Source organism: Prosthecobacter sp. Pr1 (assembly GCF_057652315.1).
This window is the reverse complement of the sequence record NZ_JBYFBS010000006.1, coordinates 215,699-231,297: the sequence shown is the minus strand read 5'-3', so window position 1 is coordinate 231,297 and position 15,599 is coordinate 215,699. Positions and strand designations below refer to the sequence as shown.

The window sequence follows — 15,599 nt, the reverse complement described above, 5'->3', positions numbered from 1 at the left end:
TGCCATGACACTCGAACACGCCATCCAGGAGGCCTTGAGCCGCAGCGAACTCCCGCTGAAAGCAGCGGAGATCGTCAAGCTCGTGAAGCCAGCGGTCGGGCGGGCAGCCACGCTCAAAGCCGTGGCCGCAGTCCTGGAAGCATTGTCGTCATCAGGCGCGTTAAACAGCATTGCCGCAGGCACTCGCAGCAAGCCACAGCCTCTCTTTACGCCCCACAGCCTTGAAACGGCCGCCGCAGCGCTCTTGAAACACTGGCTGCATGCGGCCAGCAAAGAGCAGCAGGCCGTGAAGTTGAAAGCCAAACTCCCGGCCGGGCTGCTGCCCTTTTTTGAGGTGGCCTTGGACAGCCTCGTCTCCGCAGGCGCTGCCTTTGTGCTCCCGGGGGCCAAACCGCTGGTATATGCGCACAAACCGCAGCCTTCGGAACTGTTGGATGCCCCGCTGCGACGGTCCTTGCAAAAAGTTCTCCAAGCGGTGAACACCGTCCGCACGCCACCTGTCGGCCTGGATGATCTGATCGCGTGGCTGGATGCGGCGCCGTCCGTCCCACCCGTCGCAACCATCAGCGCTCCAGAAGAGGCCGATCTGCGCGCTTGGTATGATCTTGACCGCATCCGCTCTTCCTCAGTCATGATCCCAATACCCCAGACTTTTGCCCGCTATCAGGCCTGGGCGGCCGAGCGGGGAGGGGTGGCTGATAGTCAAGTTTTACGAAATTTGATTGAGACGCTTTACATCAATGGGCACCTCCTGCTAGAACCTTGCGAAAGGCCTCAAGACCTCCCGGATCATGAACGTGCCCTGCTCGTTCCAATGTCCCTCGGCCCGCCCGGTTACTCCTGGTGCTGGATTTCCTGATCCAGTTCCACTCTTCTCCCGAATCCTGAACACACTCCCCCGACCATGCCGTCCTATGCTGACCTGAATCCCTTCATGTCCACCAGTGTGGGTGAAAACGATCTGTGGAATGCAGCCTCCTTTCTGGACGTGCCTTACATTCACTCCGTGCCGTTTGGCGCATTGCGCATCGCGGTGGATCAGGTGCGGGCTCAGCACCGCAGCCAGGTCCGTTTTGTGCGCGGTGCTGGCGGCTCGGGCAAATCACATCTCTTTGCGCGCCTTCGGCGTGAATGTGCAGACAGTATTTTTTATGCCTATGCGCCCAATCCGCCGCTGCAGCCGGAGGCATTGGAAAATTTCATCCTCACTCGCTTCGTCGGCAGTCTGCGTCATGCAGCACGCAACAAGGAGGGCAAAGAGGCACCTTACAGCCAGCTGCGCCTGCTTGCTTATGCATTGCTCAAACCAGTGGTGGAACAGGATTTCACCTTTCCTGAATTGCACGAAGCCTGGGCCACGATCCGCCTCGATACCCGCAAGGAGATGATCCATCAGGCCGTGCAGCTTCTGGAGGCCGATCATCCGATGGTTCCCCGCAGCGTGCTGCGCTGCCTGCTCAATGTGCTGCGCGATGACAAGGAGCATCTCGCCGCGCAGTGGCTTTCCGGTGCTGCCTACCTCACAGAAAACGAGCTCAAATACCTCGGTGTTCCAGAGCCGCTGGCGCGTTCGGAGATGGCTGTCGTCATCCAGCTTTTTGGCAAACTGGCCGCGCAGGCGGGCTCACCCGTGGTCTTGGTCCTCGATCAGCTCGACCTCGTCGTTACACAGCCCCAGCTCGATGAGATGCAGCGCCTGCTCTTTGCGCTGATCGATCAAAGTGAAAACTGGGTCGTGCTCATTGGTCTCGTGGTGGAACGTTTCGCCGCCTGGGATGTGGCACTCTCTCAGGCCCTTCGCGGGCGTGTCGGTGTGCCCGACTCGAATGCGCCATTGGGCTTCCGCCTGCCAGTCGTCGACATGCTGCCGATCGCCAATGAGCAAAAGCGCCTCCTGCTCAACTGCCGGCTCGAAACTCCCGCGCTCATTGAGCAGCGTCAAAAAGACGGCATCACCTCGGCCATTCACCCGCTGCTGGAGGAAGACGTGGCCCGGCTCACCGCCGGTGGCGCTATCTTCCCGCGTCATCTCCTGGCCGCTGCTGCCGAGATCTATGCCATGCGCACCACGCAGTCGGCGCTTCCGCCTGAAATCGTCGCGGCAGTCGCAGCTCAGCCAGCGCCTCCTCCGGTGCCTTCGCTGCCAGTCGCTGCTCCAGTGGTCCCAGTCGCCGTTGCTGTAGTGGAGGAGACCAAAGAGTCTCCCGCAGTCGCGGCCATACCAGTGCTGGCTGCCGCGCAGCCAGCAGCTTTGCCTCCCCCTGCCGCCGTCCAGCCAGTCTCCAAGACAAGCCTCGCAGAAAAAGTGGATGCACTGCTTCAGCAGGCCGTGGCGGCGGCCACGGCGGAAACCGTTTCACCCAGCGCCATCGATCTTGGTGAGCGGACGCGCGATCTGATTGAACTCATGGTGGCCCCGCCTGTCACGATCAGCGAAGGCGACATTCGCAAGACCTACGACAACTTCGACGGCTCCGATCGCTGGTTCGAATGGGGCGGCAGCCGGGTACGCATCGTAACCAGCGATTCCATGCGCGGCAGCTTCATCGCCGTGCTTGAGCGGATCAAGGAGGCCGCCGGCGACACATTGCTTCTGCGCAATGACATCGCACCTGTTTCCGGCCAGCTCACCATGGAACTGCTCAACGCCTTCAAGGCGAAAAACACCTTCCATCACATTCCCGCAGCTGAAGCTGCCATCTTGGCCGCGCTCGGAAGCGTGCTCGCCGCCCAGCGCGAAGGCTCCTACGATCAGTTCGCCACCGAACCGCCTGCAACGAAGGAAAACGTGCTCGCCGCCTTGCGGTCACATCCGTTGCTACGTGAGCTCAGGTTCTGGGACATGATTCAAAAGAGGCATGCGCCGAAGCAGGTGCAGCCAGGTCCTCCGCAGTCTTCCGTGCTCTCGTCCATCATTCGTCCGTCGGCCGCGCCCGTGGTCAAACCACCAGCGGTTCCCACCGCAGTGCCACCAGCACAGCCAGTGGCGGCAGCACCAGCGGTACCGGCTGCAGTGTCACCCTCAGCCCCTGTTGCCAAGCCACCGGTCATGCCAGGTGCCAAGCCGCCACCGCCACCCTCCTATACGGGTGCGACCAAGCCTCTCGCCAAGCCGCCTGCGCCACCGATTTCGAAACCCATCGCGAAACCACCGGCCCCGCCCATGATGAAGCCGCCCACCGCAGTGGCTCGCCCGCCCGCAGCCAAGCTGCCGCCCCCTTCGCAGGGCACTGCCGCCTGATCAAATTCGAAAGCTTTGCGGCTACAAAGCCATGGTGCGTGACGTTTATCGCGCACCATGAAAGCCTTTGTCACCCTCCTGCTCGGCACCTTCGCGTTTCAGCTTTTTGCAGCGGAGGCAAAACGCCCCAACATCCTCTTCATCTACGCCGACGATCAGTCCACAAAAACCGTGGGCTGCTACCCCGGCTCCTGGCCTTGGGTGAAGACCCCGAACATTGATGCGCTGGCGAAAAACGGCGTGCGCTTCCATGCCCCCTATCTCGGTTCCTGGTGCATGCCCTCGCGCGCCACCATGCTCACCGGGCGCTTTCCTCACGGCATCGAGTCCATGTCCATGGAGGGCAAATACCCCGGCAGCACCTATGATCCAAAGCAGTGCCCCTTCATCCCCGCAGAAATGCGCAGGCAGGGCTACCACACCGCGCAGATTGGCAAATGGCACACCGGCACCGATACCGGCTGGGGCCGTGACTGGGATCATCAGATCGTCTGGAATCGCCCGCTTCATCCCGAAAACGCCGGCGCCTACTACGAAACTCAAATCATGAGTGTCGATGGCAAGGAGCAGACCATCGAAGGTTACCCTGCCGACAACTACACCCAGTGGTCGCGCGACTACATCCGTGGTAAAAACCGCGATGCAGCAAAGCCATGGTACCTCTGGGTCTGCTACGGCAGCGTCCACGGCCCATCCATCCCGGCCAAACGCCACAAAGGCAGCTACAAAGACGCCGCCGTGCCCGTTCCTGCCGACATCTTCCCACCCCGTGCAGGCAAGCCCGACTACCTCAATAAAAAGCAGGCATGGACGAAAGGCCCCGACGGACATCCCATGGCAGGGAAGGGAGGCGAAGCCTTTGGCGAGAGCAAGAAAGGCAAGCGCTTCGATGACTGGGTGCGCCAGGTCAACGAATGCGTGCCCGCCATCGATGAAGGCGTCGGTCAGCTCATCGCCGCACTCAAGGAGTCCGGTCAGTACGAAAACACCCTCATCATTTACACCGCCGATCAAGGCTTCTCCATGGGCGAGCACGGCTTCCGCACCAAGCTCGCGCCCTATGACGCGAACTACCGCTCGCCGCTCATCATCAGCATGCCCTCACGCTTCCCCACCGGCAAAGTCTGCAACGCATCCGTCAATGCCCCCGACCTCGCCGCCACCTTCCTTTCCATCACCGGCGTGAAAGTGCCGTGGCAGACGCATGGCCGCGACCTCACTCCTCTGCTCGAAAAACCTGAAACCATATGGCCGCACGCCTGCTACTACGAGCACATGGGCAACGAATACGGCGCCAAAGTCAGCCAGACCATCCTCACTGGCGCGGAACAGAAGAATGATCAGGGCGTGCCCTTGTACAGCGCCGTCGTGCAGGATCAGTTCAAGCTCATCCACTATCTCGATGGCAAGTCCGGCGAAGAACTCTACGATCTAAAAAACGACCCCGAAGAATTGAAAAACCTCATCGGCGAAGCCTCCCACGCAGACCACATCACCCAGCTCCGCACCGCCATGAAAGCCGAACTCAAACGCACCGAAGCCGGCTTCACTGATTTCGTAAAATAACCCATGACCCCAGGTGAAACGTGGATGGGTGTGGCGACAGCCCGCCCGTCTCTCAGCGCATGGCACGCGTTATACACACCGCAGTCCACCCCGCATGTATTGTAGTACCTGCTTCAGCAGGTTCCGGGCGCGTCACCCAGAGCCAGATATTGGAATACATCGCCCCGCCGCGCTCACCCCCGGGTAATTCAATTCACCAGTGTCTCACGGCTTAATCTGCAGTTTTTTTCCCGGCAGCAGAAACATGCGCCCGGCCTCATTGCAGATCAGCAAATTCGGCCCGTCTCTGCCCAGCATCGTTCCCACCGCACCCGTTTCATGCGCACCTCCAGGTTGCACAACGTTGCCGTCCTCATCCTGAAACGTCAGCGGCCTCGCGAATTTCATCTTCGCATTCGTGCCCGTGTTCATCATCACCAGAGGGGTGCCGAGGGTCTTCTTCAGCTTGGTCGGCAGCGCAGAATCCACCAGCCGGCCGATCAATCCTCCCACCACCGGATTTTGTCCCAGCGCCGCCATCGGGTAGCCCGTGGTGCGATCTGGAATCGAACAAACCCGCCCGGTGCCAATGACGAAATCCAGCTTCCCATCCTGGTTCCAGTCAAAGAAGTCCAGCTTGCAGCGCCCGCTCATGCCGCCTACGCCGCCGCTCGCGCCAATCGGTTGGCCATCATCCAGCCGCAGCTTGCCACCGTCCTCCACATTGTAGTCATCAATGCGCCAGTAGAGATGGAACTGATCGTCACCATCCACAATCGCCAGCACCACACGTCCGCCGATCTGCGCCAGCGCCGGACGGCAGCGCCACATGCCGTGCAGGTCTAGGCCGTCGCAGTAGATCGGATGCGCGGCATCCAGCTTCGCCTCCATCTTGGTCCCGCGATTGAGATAGATGAGGTAATTGCCCGTGATGTCGCCAGTAATGAGATCCGGCAGCTCATCCCCGTTCCAGTCGATCACATTCGGCGAGAGATACCCCCAGCGCGCCTCCTGCAATCCCTGCAGGCTGCCGGCATAGCCCGCCTGCACCTGAATCTCACGGCCCCCTGCTTTCACGCGTGTGGCTGGCAGAAACTTCGGCTCGTCATTGCTGCCGCTGTTTTTGAAAAACAGCACAAAGCCCTCTGAATTTCCCGCCAGAATGTCCAGCACCCCATCACCATCCCAATCCACCGTCGTGGGCGTTGGCAGCGTGCCCGCGTAAAGATCCGCATGCTCCTGCAACACGGACACCGCTTCCTTGCAAACAGGCGCGCCTGCCTTCGTGAACTTCCCCGTGAAACGGTAAAAGTAGAGCGATCCCTCACCGCACGCGATCAAGCCATCCCCATAAGCACACACGCTCGGGTTGATGCTCGGATGCCGCAGCGCATTGCCATCCTCGCTCGCAATGAGACGCTTCCCTTCAAGATCAAAGCCGCTCGCCGCCTTGTTGTGATAATACACGAGATTTCCCTGCCGCGATCCCGTCACCAGATCGCGTTCATGACCGGCTCCGAGGTTCACCCCCGTGATGCCATGCATGGAAAAATAAACCTCGTTCCGCGTCTGGGTGATCTGCTTCGCCTCGCCTCTGGCCGTGACTCCCATGAGGTAGCGGTAGCGCATCTCTCCCACCGCGATGCCGGAGGAGTTGAAGGGCCGCCACTCCTCAGTGTTCGGGCTCCCCTCCGCCCCCTTGCCACCGTTCGACATTTCAAACGCTGCATCGTAACTGCCGTCATCATTCACCAGCACACCAAGGCTGCCCGGTGACTTCACCGCCTTCGGCAGTTTCTCACGCTTCGTTTCACGAAACTCCAGCTTCTCAACGGTGAACTCCGTGGTCACCAGCTCATCCTTGTCGATCCACAGGCCCACGACTTTCCCATCCTTCTGCTGAAACACACTGCCCTTGTCCTTGAAGGCACATTTCACCTCCACCGGCTGCGCAAACACGGGCACGCCCGTTTCCGCAGTATCCACCCAGCGAAACAAATGCACCGCCTGCGGGCCGCCGAAACCCGCCACAAACAAGTCGTCTTCCTTGCCGCCAAACACTCGCGCATGACCAAGCACATGATGATTCAAATTCACCAGCGCCAGCGGTCCGCGTCCATTCGCCGCCGCCGATGGCAGCGCCTTCGTGCCCGGCGGCAGATGAGGCTCAATGGCAAAGCCACCCGCAGCGAAGAGCAAAATGCCGAGAGTGATCTTCGCCTTCATGCAAAAAAGATTACTTCGCGGGTGGCGGCGTCAGCTTGCACGACTGCCAGGCCAGGAAGCGCCACTGGTCCTTTTCCAGACGCCAGACCGCAAGGAATGCCAGCGTGGGCTCGATGGTCCCTGTCTCCGTGCCGATCTTCAGCTTCGCGCTCCCGGTCATCAGGGCGATGCCCGGTGCCGGGAAAGTGAAGTTGCGCTCCACATAGTCCACCGCCTGATACTTCGTCGTCCCTTTGAGCAGCACCTCAATAAACGAGGCCTTGGTGTCCACCACACCGGAGGAGTGCGCATAGCGCAGTTCATCGGAGAAGATCGCGCTCAGCTTGTCACGGTCGGGCGCTTTCATCGCGGTCACACGCGCATCATCCGCCGTCTTTACAGCAGCCAGCGGCGCCTCTTCGGCAAACGAGATGATAGTGACAAGGCAGATCAGCGAGGTGAGCAGTTTTTTCATGGGTTTGATTTTTTAGCGGTCAGTTGTTTCACAATAAAATTCCAGATGTCGTCATAGCCCTCGGTGGGATGACCGGGATACTTCACATGGCAGGTGGCTCCCGTTGCAAGCGCAAGCTTCTGAAAACCCACCGCCCATGCTGGGGAATGCACATCGTAGTTGTTCTGCGTGATGTCATCCGGCTTCATCATCCCCCACTCGTTCTCAAAGTACATCGGTGCCGCATTCTTGTGCAGCAGCCAGTCAGGCGACCACTTCTTGATCACTGGCAGCAGCTCATCACGCCGCTTCAAAGAATCCTCAAAAGAGCAGCCCAGCGCAGGCGCTCCCCACTTTACACCCGGCACCCACTCCTGCATCCGCTTCGGATCAATCGAAGGCTGGCAGCGGTCCGCGGCGATGCAGGCCACCAGCTCAGGCGCCGTGCAGCCCACATACAGCGCCGGCAGCGCCCCCTGTGAACCTCCACCCAGCGCGATACTCGCTGGATCCAGCTTATACTTGGCAGCGTTTTCCCTCACAAACTTCACCGCGCTCAGCGCATTCTCCAGCACATAGGAGATCGGCTCCTTCACCTTGTCCGCCGTCGCATCCTCCATCGTCCTCACCTCCACGGCGATCACCGCGATGCCATGCGGAAAGAAGCGGTTCACATCCACCGCATGCTTGGACGCTTTCCAAATGCCCCCATACCACATCAGCACCGGAAACGGCCCATCCCCATGAACAGAAGTCAGCGCAAACGCGGCAAGCAGTGAAAAAAACCTCATGGCTGTTTGGACTGGGTCCTTTTCAAATACTCCGAGGGAGTCATGAACTCAACGTTCTTCGTTTTGAGGAAGTCGATGATGCCCGTGAATCCCGCCCAGCGTTTGTCATCCCATTGATCAGGATGCCCCTGCAGCACCAGCACCTCACGCTTCGCAGCCTTGGCTTCATAGAACGTTTTGAACTTCTCCAGATCGGGCACAAACGTCGGATTCTCCAGCGCCATCACCCGCGGGATGCTCAGCCGGCTGTAGTACTTCGGCTTCTCCGGGCCATACAGCCAGATCGTCACCTCGGGCACCTTTTCCATCGCTTCATCCGTGGCCTCCGTGGTCCCGCTCCAGTGCGGACCAAAGGCTGGCAGCGAGAAGCCCAGCTTCTCCTTCGCCAGCTTTTCACCCTTCGCCAAAATCGCCCGCTGCTCCTCCGCCGTGCCATGCTCAAACTCTCCCGGTTCGCTGGCCGTCTTCATGTGATACCCATGCATCCAGAACTCAATCAACCCGGCCGCCTGCACATCCTTCAGCCACTGAAAATACACCCCATTGTCCTTCTCCAGCGACTCCGTGATGATGCCAAAGGAGCCTTTGATGTTCTTCTCCTTCAGGTAGTCATGCACCTTCAGCCACCGATCCGACACCGGCTTCGCCCCCACACGCCGCGCGATGACATCATCCAATTTCAGCAGGATGATCTGCTGCGCCTGAATCCTGGGGACAAAGGATGCTAGAAAAATGGCAGCGGTGAAAAAAATGAGTCGGAGCATGGGGGCCAGAGAGGTTGGGAGAAGAGAACTGCAATGGCTCCGGCTTCTTTCGTCAGTCTTTTTCACCCTTTAACATCTGCTCGCCATGCGTTAGCTGCACTCATGATTGAAACCCTGCAAACCATTCCCGTGTTGCGCATTTTCGATGAGGCCAAAGCCAGGGAGTTCTACTGCGGCTGGCTCGGCTGCACCGTGGATTTCGAGCATCGCTTTGAGCCCACGGCGCCACTCTACATGGGCGTCACCCTCCAGGGCATGTCCCTGCATCTCTCCGAGCATCATGGCGACGGCACGCCCGGCACCCACGTCTTCATCCGCTGCAAAAATCTGCGCGCATGGAACGCGGAACTTCTCGCCAAACACTACAACTACAACCGCCCCGGTGTTGAAGACGCCTTCTGGGGCGGCATCTGCATGACACTCACCGATCCCTTCTGCAACAAGCTGATCTTCAGCGAGCAGGATGCAAGGTGAGGCAGTTGTTATTGTGCTGCCTGCTTCAACACAAAATCCACCAGTTCCTGACACTCAAAGAAAGACGGCCCCACCTTGTGCCCTTCACCAGGAATGACCTTCACGCTGATCTGTCCACCGCCCTCTTCATACCGCTCCTTCAGCAGGCCAGTGTTCAGCTCATAGGGCACCACCACATCGGAGTCCCCATGCACCACAAACATCGGCACCTTCTTCTCCAGCAAACCCTTCAGATTATCCACCGGATTAAACTCATTCAGCTTGGCCACCAGCTCATTCTCAGGCATGCCAAAATCAGCCAGTGTCTGCGCCTTGGAATTCTTCAGCGGCCAGCTCGCGAGATTGCACACGGGATAGATCCCCACCCATGCGCGCACTTTCTCAGGGTTCCGAAACGCCCACGCCAGCGTCATCATGCCGCCACGGCTCTGTCCCAGCAAAATCGGCTTTGTGGAATAACAACGGTTCAGCATCTCCTCATAAAACAGCGTAAACTTCGCCGTGCTCCCTGGAGCTCCACGCACCTTCCCCAAATCGTAGCCCGCAATGCTGATCCCTGCTTTCATGAAGGCCTCGAAATACATCTTCCGGCCAAAGAGCGAGACACCTCCCAAAGTAGGCGCATACCACAGCCACGGCTTGCCTGCCGCAGGCTTGGGCGCCGCATATAGAAAAGCCTTGTGTCCGTCGACTTCAAAAACCTCCGCCGTTTTCGGCAGAACTTCTTGAGCGATGGCGGATACCGACAGACCGGCAGTGAGAATGAGGAGGCAGCAGGTGTTCATGAGATGGATGATTGAATCGGGCTCGCGCTCCCTGTTATTTCCTTGTTTCAAACGCCCGGAAGTAATGCAGCACGGGATATTCGAAGCGGTTGCCGAGGGCTTCCTTCAGCTTGCCCAGGCTTTCCATCCCATGCTCGGCGGCTGCGGCGCGAAGTTCAGCTTCTTCCGCGGCGGTATAGTAGTCTCGCGGATCCGCCTTCAGCTCTCCCTGCTGAATCGCCTGGGCCAGATGATTGTGGATGGTGCTGATCACAAGGCTGCGCAGCGAGGCGATCTTTTCCGCGCTGTGGCCCTGGCGTTGCAGCCGCAGGGTTTCCAGCACCGTGCCGGTGAGTCCATCCTCGCTCTTCATCTTGGGCGGCGGCGGAGGCGGTGCCTCTTCGGCAAAAATCTGCGCCTCATGCGTCCGCAGCCATTGGGTGATGGCACCCATAAACGCCGCTCCATAGTCGGCGAGCTTCTGACTTCCCACGCCAGGGATGGCAAGAAAACTCTGTTCCGTTTGCGGGTACTGACGGCACATGTGCCGCAGACTGGCATCCCCAAAGACCACATACGGCGGCACCCCGCGCTCATCGGCAAGCCGTTTGCGCAGCGCGCGCAGTTCCTCAAACAGCGCCTCGTCACAGGCGATGCTGCCCGCTTTCGCGACCTTCCCCGCGCTCGTGCCAGTCTTCACCGCCCCGTGCACGCGTGTGAGCATGACCGGCGTGCGGTTCATGAGCGTGGCCAGTCCCTTCTTTGACAGGCTCAACGTCTGAAATGAATCCGCCGACGCTTCGATGTGGCCCAGTCGAATGAGCTGCCGTCCCAGCGCCGCCCATTCATCACGCGGCATGTCCTTGCCGATGCCGTACGTGCTGAGCTGATCATGATACCATTTGCGAACCTTCTCCGTGTTCGCTCCGGTGAGCACTTCCACGACATGATTCAGCCCCGTGCCAAAGCCGCTCTTCTGCCGGATGCGAAAGATGCAGCTCAGCAGCTTTTGCACATGCGTGGTCGCATCCCATATCTCGCGCGGCTGCAGGCAGATGTCGCATCCGCCGCAGTTGTCGCCCGGCCACTGCTCACCGAAGTAGTCCAGCAGCGCCACACGTCGGCATTCTGTGCCTTCGGCAAAATCAGCCATCATTCGCATCTGCTGCGCCGCAACCTCCGCCGCCTGCGCATCCGTCATTTCATCGAGGAACTTCAGATTCCTCACCAGATCACCGCGCGAGTACAGCAGCACGCACTCGCTCGGCAGGCTGTCGCGCCCGGCTCGGCCTGTCTCCTGATAGTAGCCCTCGATGTTCTTCGGCAGATCACCATGGATGACATAGCGCACGTCCGGTTTGTTGATGCCCATGCCAAACGCGATCGTGGCACACACCACATGCGCCTCATCACGGATGAAGGCCTCTTGATTCGCAGCCCTCTCCTCCGGCTGCAGTCCGGCATGGTACGCCACCGCCTTCACACCCTCCGCAGAAAGCGCCGCCGCCAGGCTCTCCGCACTTTTGCGCGACTGCACATACACAATGCCCGCCTCATTCGGTCGCTGCCGCACAAAATCATAAATCTGTATCGTCGCCTTCGCCTTCGGCAGCACCGTGTAGCTCAGATTCGGCCGGTTGAAGCTCGCCAGAAAAACCTCCGGCTCTTGCAGATGAAGCTGGCGGATGATGTCCTCGCGCACCTGCTCAGTCGCCGTGGCCGTGAGCGCCAAAAACGGCACGCCCGGAAGCGCGTCGCGCAGCTGCCCCAGCGCACGATACTCCGGTCGGAAATCATGCCCCCATTGGCTGATGCAGTGCGCTTCATCCACCGCGACGGCGGTGACATTCCAGCGCTTCAGATCAGTGATGAAGTCCGCCATCATCACGCGTTCCGGTGCCACATACAGCAGCTTGTAGTGGCCTTCCTCCAGTCCCGAGCGCCGCCTCTGCGCTTCGCTGCCCTGAATCGATGAATTGATAAACGTCGCCGCCACCCCGCTCGCCACCAGCGCATCCACCTGGTCCTTCATCAGCGCGATCAGCGGTGAAATCACCAGCGTGATCCCCTCGCGCGCCAGCGCAGGCAGCTGAAAGCACAGCGACTTCCCCGCACCCGTCGGCAGGATCGCCACCACATCCCGCCCCGCCAGCGTGGCTTCCATGATCTCCCGCTGCAGCGGGCGGAAGGTGTCGTAGCCAAAGGTCTGCTTCAGCAGTGGGGCAAGGTCGGCGTGGCTCATGGCATAGTCACCGTCAGTTTGAAGTGTCCGGCTTCATTTGCCAGTCGAAGCTACACCACACCGCAGCACTTCTTGAATTTCTTCCCTGAGCCGCACGGGCAGGGATCATTGCGCCCCACCTTGGGTGCGGCACGGACGACAGTGGCAGGCTCCGGCATGGGAGAATCCAAAAGATAAGATCCCCAATCCTCTTCTTCGTCCTGGTCATCTTCCTCCTTTGCCTGCTCATCTTCTTTCTCCCATGTGGCCCACCATGACGTCTCTTTGAGGGTGTCTCGGATCAGTCCTGTGGACTTTTTCCAGTCTTCATTGCCTCCGCTTCCAGCAGCTTGGAGGATTTTGTCAAAACCATAGTACCAAGGATCGCACAGGTCGTCATCAATCGCCTTTTGAATCAGCGGCAGCGTGCTGGCAAATCCAAGATCGGCGCAGAGTCCGGTCCAGCAGTCCCAGAAGATGCCGGGCTCACGTTCCAGTCTGCCGCCAAGCAACTCAGTGACGTAGGCTTCCAAAGCCTCGCGGGTTGTTTTACCCTCCGCCAGCAGACATAGGTAACATCGGATCACGGTGCTGCCGCGCACATAATCAGAGGCCCTTCGGTTTTCAGCCAGCGCACGCAGGGGTCTGTCATCGTCATCATAGACGCTCGCCAGAATATTGCCCAGATCTTCCGTGATCAAGTCCGAGAAAATCTCATCAATCACCTCTTCTGGCCCCTCAAGAAGAGTGCAAAGAGGCTGAAAGGCTGCCGTCACCCGGAACTGCGCCAGCAGGTAGGAGGCAAAGACCACCTGTTTCCAGTTCCCTTCTTTCACATAGTGTTTGGGCCGCCGTGCAGCATCAGCCAGCACTTCCAGCAGGGCGGGAGTCATCTCCTCCATTCTGTCGATCATCTCCTGGATGATGCTCTCAGGGTACGGATGTTGCGGCGCATCCGCGAGGCGGATGAGAAGTTCTGCGGGTGTGTCAGAGGCTGGCATGGTGCTTTTCCAGACTTTTCATGCGCGGGCTAATGCCGCTCAAGTTGATTTGCTCTCAAATAGCGGTTTACGGCACATCCGGCAGAGCCTTCAGCCACGCCAGATTGAAAACATAATGATTCTTGCTGGTGATGAGCTGCACTTTCCCATCCCGCGTTTGAGTGGCGGACAAATAGCCACACGGCTCCGCCATCGTGTCACTCAGCACACACATGCCGCGGTCGATCATGTTGATGGACTGCTCCTTGCCCCCGGGCGTGATAAGCCGCCGCACCGGCCATGTCTTGCCCTCATCAAAAGACACCGCGGCAAACAGGCCATAGCCGGTGAAGTCGCCTGCCTTCGATTTAAATTTCATGCCCTTCCTGTTTTTCCAGTCTCTCCATTGATCGGTGAAGCTGCACAGCAGGATGCCGCCTTCTTTCAGCCGGATCATCGCAGCACGCTGCACACTGCTGATCGCAGGAAACTCACTGTCAGCGTAAGTCCACGTCTTGCCCAGATCGCTGCTGTAGCTGATCGGCGTTTTGAAATCAAACTTCGCCTGATCCTCGGGCGGATCGTTCCGGCTGAAAGCCATGATCCTGCCATCACCAAGCTGCACAATCGGCGCATGAATCCCCGGATGGCGAAACCCTGTGCCACCTGGCCGAAAGTCACTCGGCCTTTGTTTCACGTCATTGAAGGCCCACGTCTTGCCATCATCATGGCTGAAGACAAGACTGCACTGCCGCGAGTCATTGGTGATGACCAGTGTGCCATCCGCGAGACGAATCGGTTGATTCCCAAACTCGCCCACCGGCTGCATGATCAACGCCTTGCTCCAAGTCGCACCATTATCAGTGGAGGTGCGCACAAGATTCTCATCCCGGCCACGAGCAAAGTGAAACAGCGTTGACTTCCCATCCCACCAGATCTTCGGACCATGATCATTCACGTCTGCACCATCCCAAAAAGGCGATGCCGGCTCCCATTCGTTCGTACCTCGGCGCAGACGGCTCGCCACGTTGCAAAGCTCGCTGCCTCCTTCATCCACGCAGGAATACCACACCGCGAGCAGATCGCCATTGGGGCATTCGGCGATGCCCGGGCTGTGGTTGTGCGCTGAAAACAAAGGCCCAAACGAATTCGGGGCAATCTTCACATACGGCCTCGGTGCGGCAAAGAACGGCGGCTCATTGGGGCCCGGCATGTCATGCTTGAGCACCCCCTGCTGCACGTTTTGCGCATTCAAAGGAGGAGTGGCTGCAGGCAGCATTTTCCCAGCTGGCAGATCGCCCAGCACCACCCGAAACCCCACCTTGTCTGTCTTCGTCTGCGGCAGCCATGAGGTGCGGTTCGCCGAGCGCAGCAGTCGTGCAAACATCGAATGATGCCCGCCGCGAATCACTCGGAAATCACCCTTACTTCGGCCCAGAGGATCGGCCTGCTCACCGGCTTCATACGGCCCATACCAGTCCTGGCACCACTCGGCCACGTTGCTGTGCATGTCGTACAGCCCCCACGGGTTCGGTGCTGATTGCGCCACCTGCAGATTGAGTTTCTTCTCATCGCGGTACTCCTTCGGCAGCGGCGCATCGGCAAAGAACCGTGCACGGACTCCTGCCTTGTCGGGCCATGGTTGAAAGCCCTCAGGCAGCGCATCGCCCGTGTAAAACAGCGTCGTCGTGCCCGCACGGCAGGCGTACTCCCATTCCGCTTCAGTCGGCAGTCGGTAGGTCTTCCCCTCCTTTTTGGTCAGCCATTCACAGAATTCCTGTGCCTGCTCCCAGCTCACTCCGCTCAGCGCATCGTCATCCTTGCCACTGCCCTGACGAAACACCGGCTTGAACTGTCGATACTGCCCCAGAGTCACTTCAGTCACACCCAAATGAAACGCCCGCGTGATCGTGACCCGATGCGCAGGTTTCTCATCCCAGTCCGCATCATCAAACTTCGCCGGATGCTTCGTGATTTTGTAATCCGCCGCCGGTCCATCCTGCCCCATCGTAAACGAACCCGGCTCGATGCGAACGAACTTCATGCCGATGGAGTTGGTGATGGACTCGGTGGCGAAGCCACCGATGGCGCTCAGCAGGGCGGCAGCGAGGCAGGCGGATGTTTGAAAAGTCATGTCTCTTTAGGGGGTGAGTGGGGATT

Annotated in this window: 12 protein-coding genes; 4 read left to right on the top strand and 8 right to left on the bottom strand. The window is 59.3% G+C overall.

The annotated features are described in order from the left end of the window. Nucleotides 1-4: 4 nt before the first annotated feature. Genes AC24GY_RS12660 through AC24GY_RS12650 form a run of 3 tightly spaced genes read left to right on the top strand, consistent with a single transcriptional unit; the run spans nt 5 to nt 4,807 of the window. Nucleotides 5-859 (top strand): hypothetical protein, encoded by an 855-nt coding sequence (locus tag AC24GY_RS12660; RefSeq protein ID WP_487683341.1) that lies wholly within the window; start codon nt 5-7, stop codon nt 857-859. A 45-nt stretch (nt 860-904) separates the two neighbouring features. After that, nucleotides 905-3,241 (top strand): hypothetical protein, encoded by a 2,337-nt coding sequence (locus tag AC24GY_RS12655; RefSeq protein WP_487683339.1) that lies wholly within the window; start codon nt 905-907, stop codon nt 3,239-3,241. Between the two features lie 57 nt (nt 3,242-3,298). Then, nucleotides 3,299-4,807, top strand: a complete 1,509-nt coding sequence (locus tag AC24GY_RS12650) for a sulfatase-like hydrolase/transferase (RefSeq protein WP_487683337.1) — start codon at nt 3,299-3,301, stop codon at nt 4,805-4,807. 204 nt (nt 4,808-5,011) lie between these two features. On the opposite strand, the gene AC24GY_RS12645 is transcribed toward AC24GY_RS12650, so the two are convergent. From AC24GY_RS12645 to AC24GY_RS12630, 4 genes are read right to left on the bottom strand one after another with little or no spacing between them, the layout of a single operon-like run. Then, entirely contained in the window at nt 5,012-7,012 is a 2,001-nt protein-coding gene (locus tag AC24GY_RS12645; protein WP_487683335.1) for an FG-GAP repeat domain-containing protein, read from the bottom strand. Between the two features lie 10 nt (nt 7,013-7,022). Beyond that, nucleotides 7,023-7,466 (bottom strand): nuclear transport factor 2 family protein, encoded by a 444-nt coding sequence (locus AC24GY_RS12640; protein WP_487683333.1) that lies wholly within the window; start codon nt 7,464-7,466, stop codon nt 7,023-7,025. Continuing rightward, nucleotides 7,463-8,236, bottom strand: a complete 774-nt coding sequence (locus AC24GY_RS12635) for a hypothetical protein (RefSeq protein ID WP_487683331.1) — start codon at nt 8,234-8,236, stop codon at nt 7,463-7,465. Before AC24GY_RS12635 ends, AC24GY_RS12640 begins: the two co-directional genes overlap by 4 nt. Next, nucleotides 8,233-9,000, bottom strand: a complete 768-nt coding sequence (locus AC24GY_RS12630) for a DUF2334 domain-containing protein (protein WP_487683329.1) — start codon at nt 8,998-9,000, stop codon at nt 8,233-8,235. Before AC24GY_RS12630 ends, AC24GY_RS12635 begins: the two co-directional genes overlap by 4 nt. A gap of 102 nt (nt 9,001-9,102) precedes the next feature. Between AC24GY_RS12630 and AC24GY_RS12625 the strand changes: the two genes are divergently transcribed. After that, entirely contained in the window at nt 9,103-9,474 is a 372-nt protein-coding gene (locus tag AC24GY_RS12625) for a glyoxalase superfamily protein (protein WP_487683327.1), read from the top strand. Nucleotides 9,475-9,482: 8 nt separating this feature from the next. On the opposite strand, the gene AC24GY_RS12620 is transcribed toward AC24GY_RS12625, so the two are convergent. From AC24GY_RS12620 to AC24GY_RS12605, 4 genes are all read right to left on the bottom strand, one after another. After that, nucleotides 9,483-10,259, bottom strand: a complete 777-nt coding sequence (locus AC24GY_RS12620; RefSeq protein WP_487683325.1) for an alpha/beta hydrolase family protein — start codon at nt 10,257-10,259, stop codon at nt 9,483-9,485. A 34-nt stretch (nt 10,260-10,293) separates the two neighbouring features. Next, nucleotides 10,294-12,480, bottom strand: coding sequence for a DNA helicase RecQ (recQ, locus tag AC24GY_RS12615; protein WP_487683323.1), 2,187 nt, complete (start codon nt 12,478-12,480; stop codon nt 10,294-10,296). Between the two features lie 50 nt (nt 12,481-12,530). Continuing rightward, nucleotides 12,531-13,460 carry a DUF1186 domain-containing protein gene (locus tag AC24GY_RS12610; RefSeq protein WP_487683321.1) on the bottom strand — a complete coding sequence of 310 codons (930 nt, stop codon included), beginning with the start codon at nt 13,458-13,460 and terminating at the stop codon, nt 12,531-12,533. Nucleotides 13,461-13,527: 67 nt separating this feature from the next. Next, nucleotides 13,528-15,573 carry an SUMF1/EgtB/PvdO family nonheme iron enzyme gene (locus AC24GY_RS12605; RefSeq protein ID WP_487683319.1) on the bottom strand — a complete coding sequence of 682 codons (2,046 nt, stop codon included), beginning with the start codon at nt 15,571-15,573 and terminating at the stop codon, nt 13,528-13,530. Between the last annotated feature and the right edge of the window lie 26 nt (nt 15,574-15,599).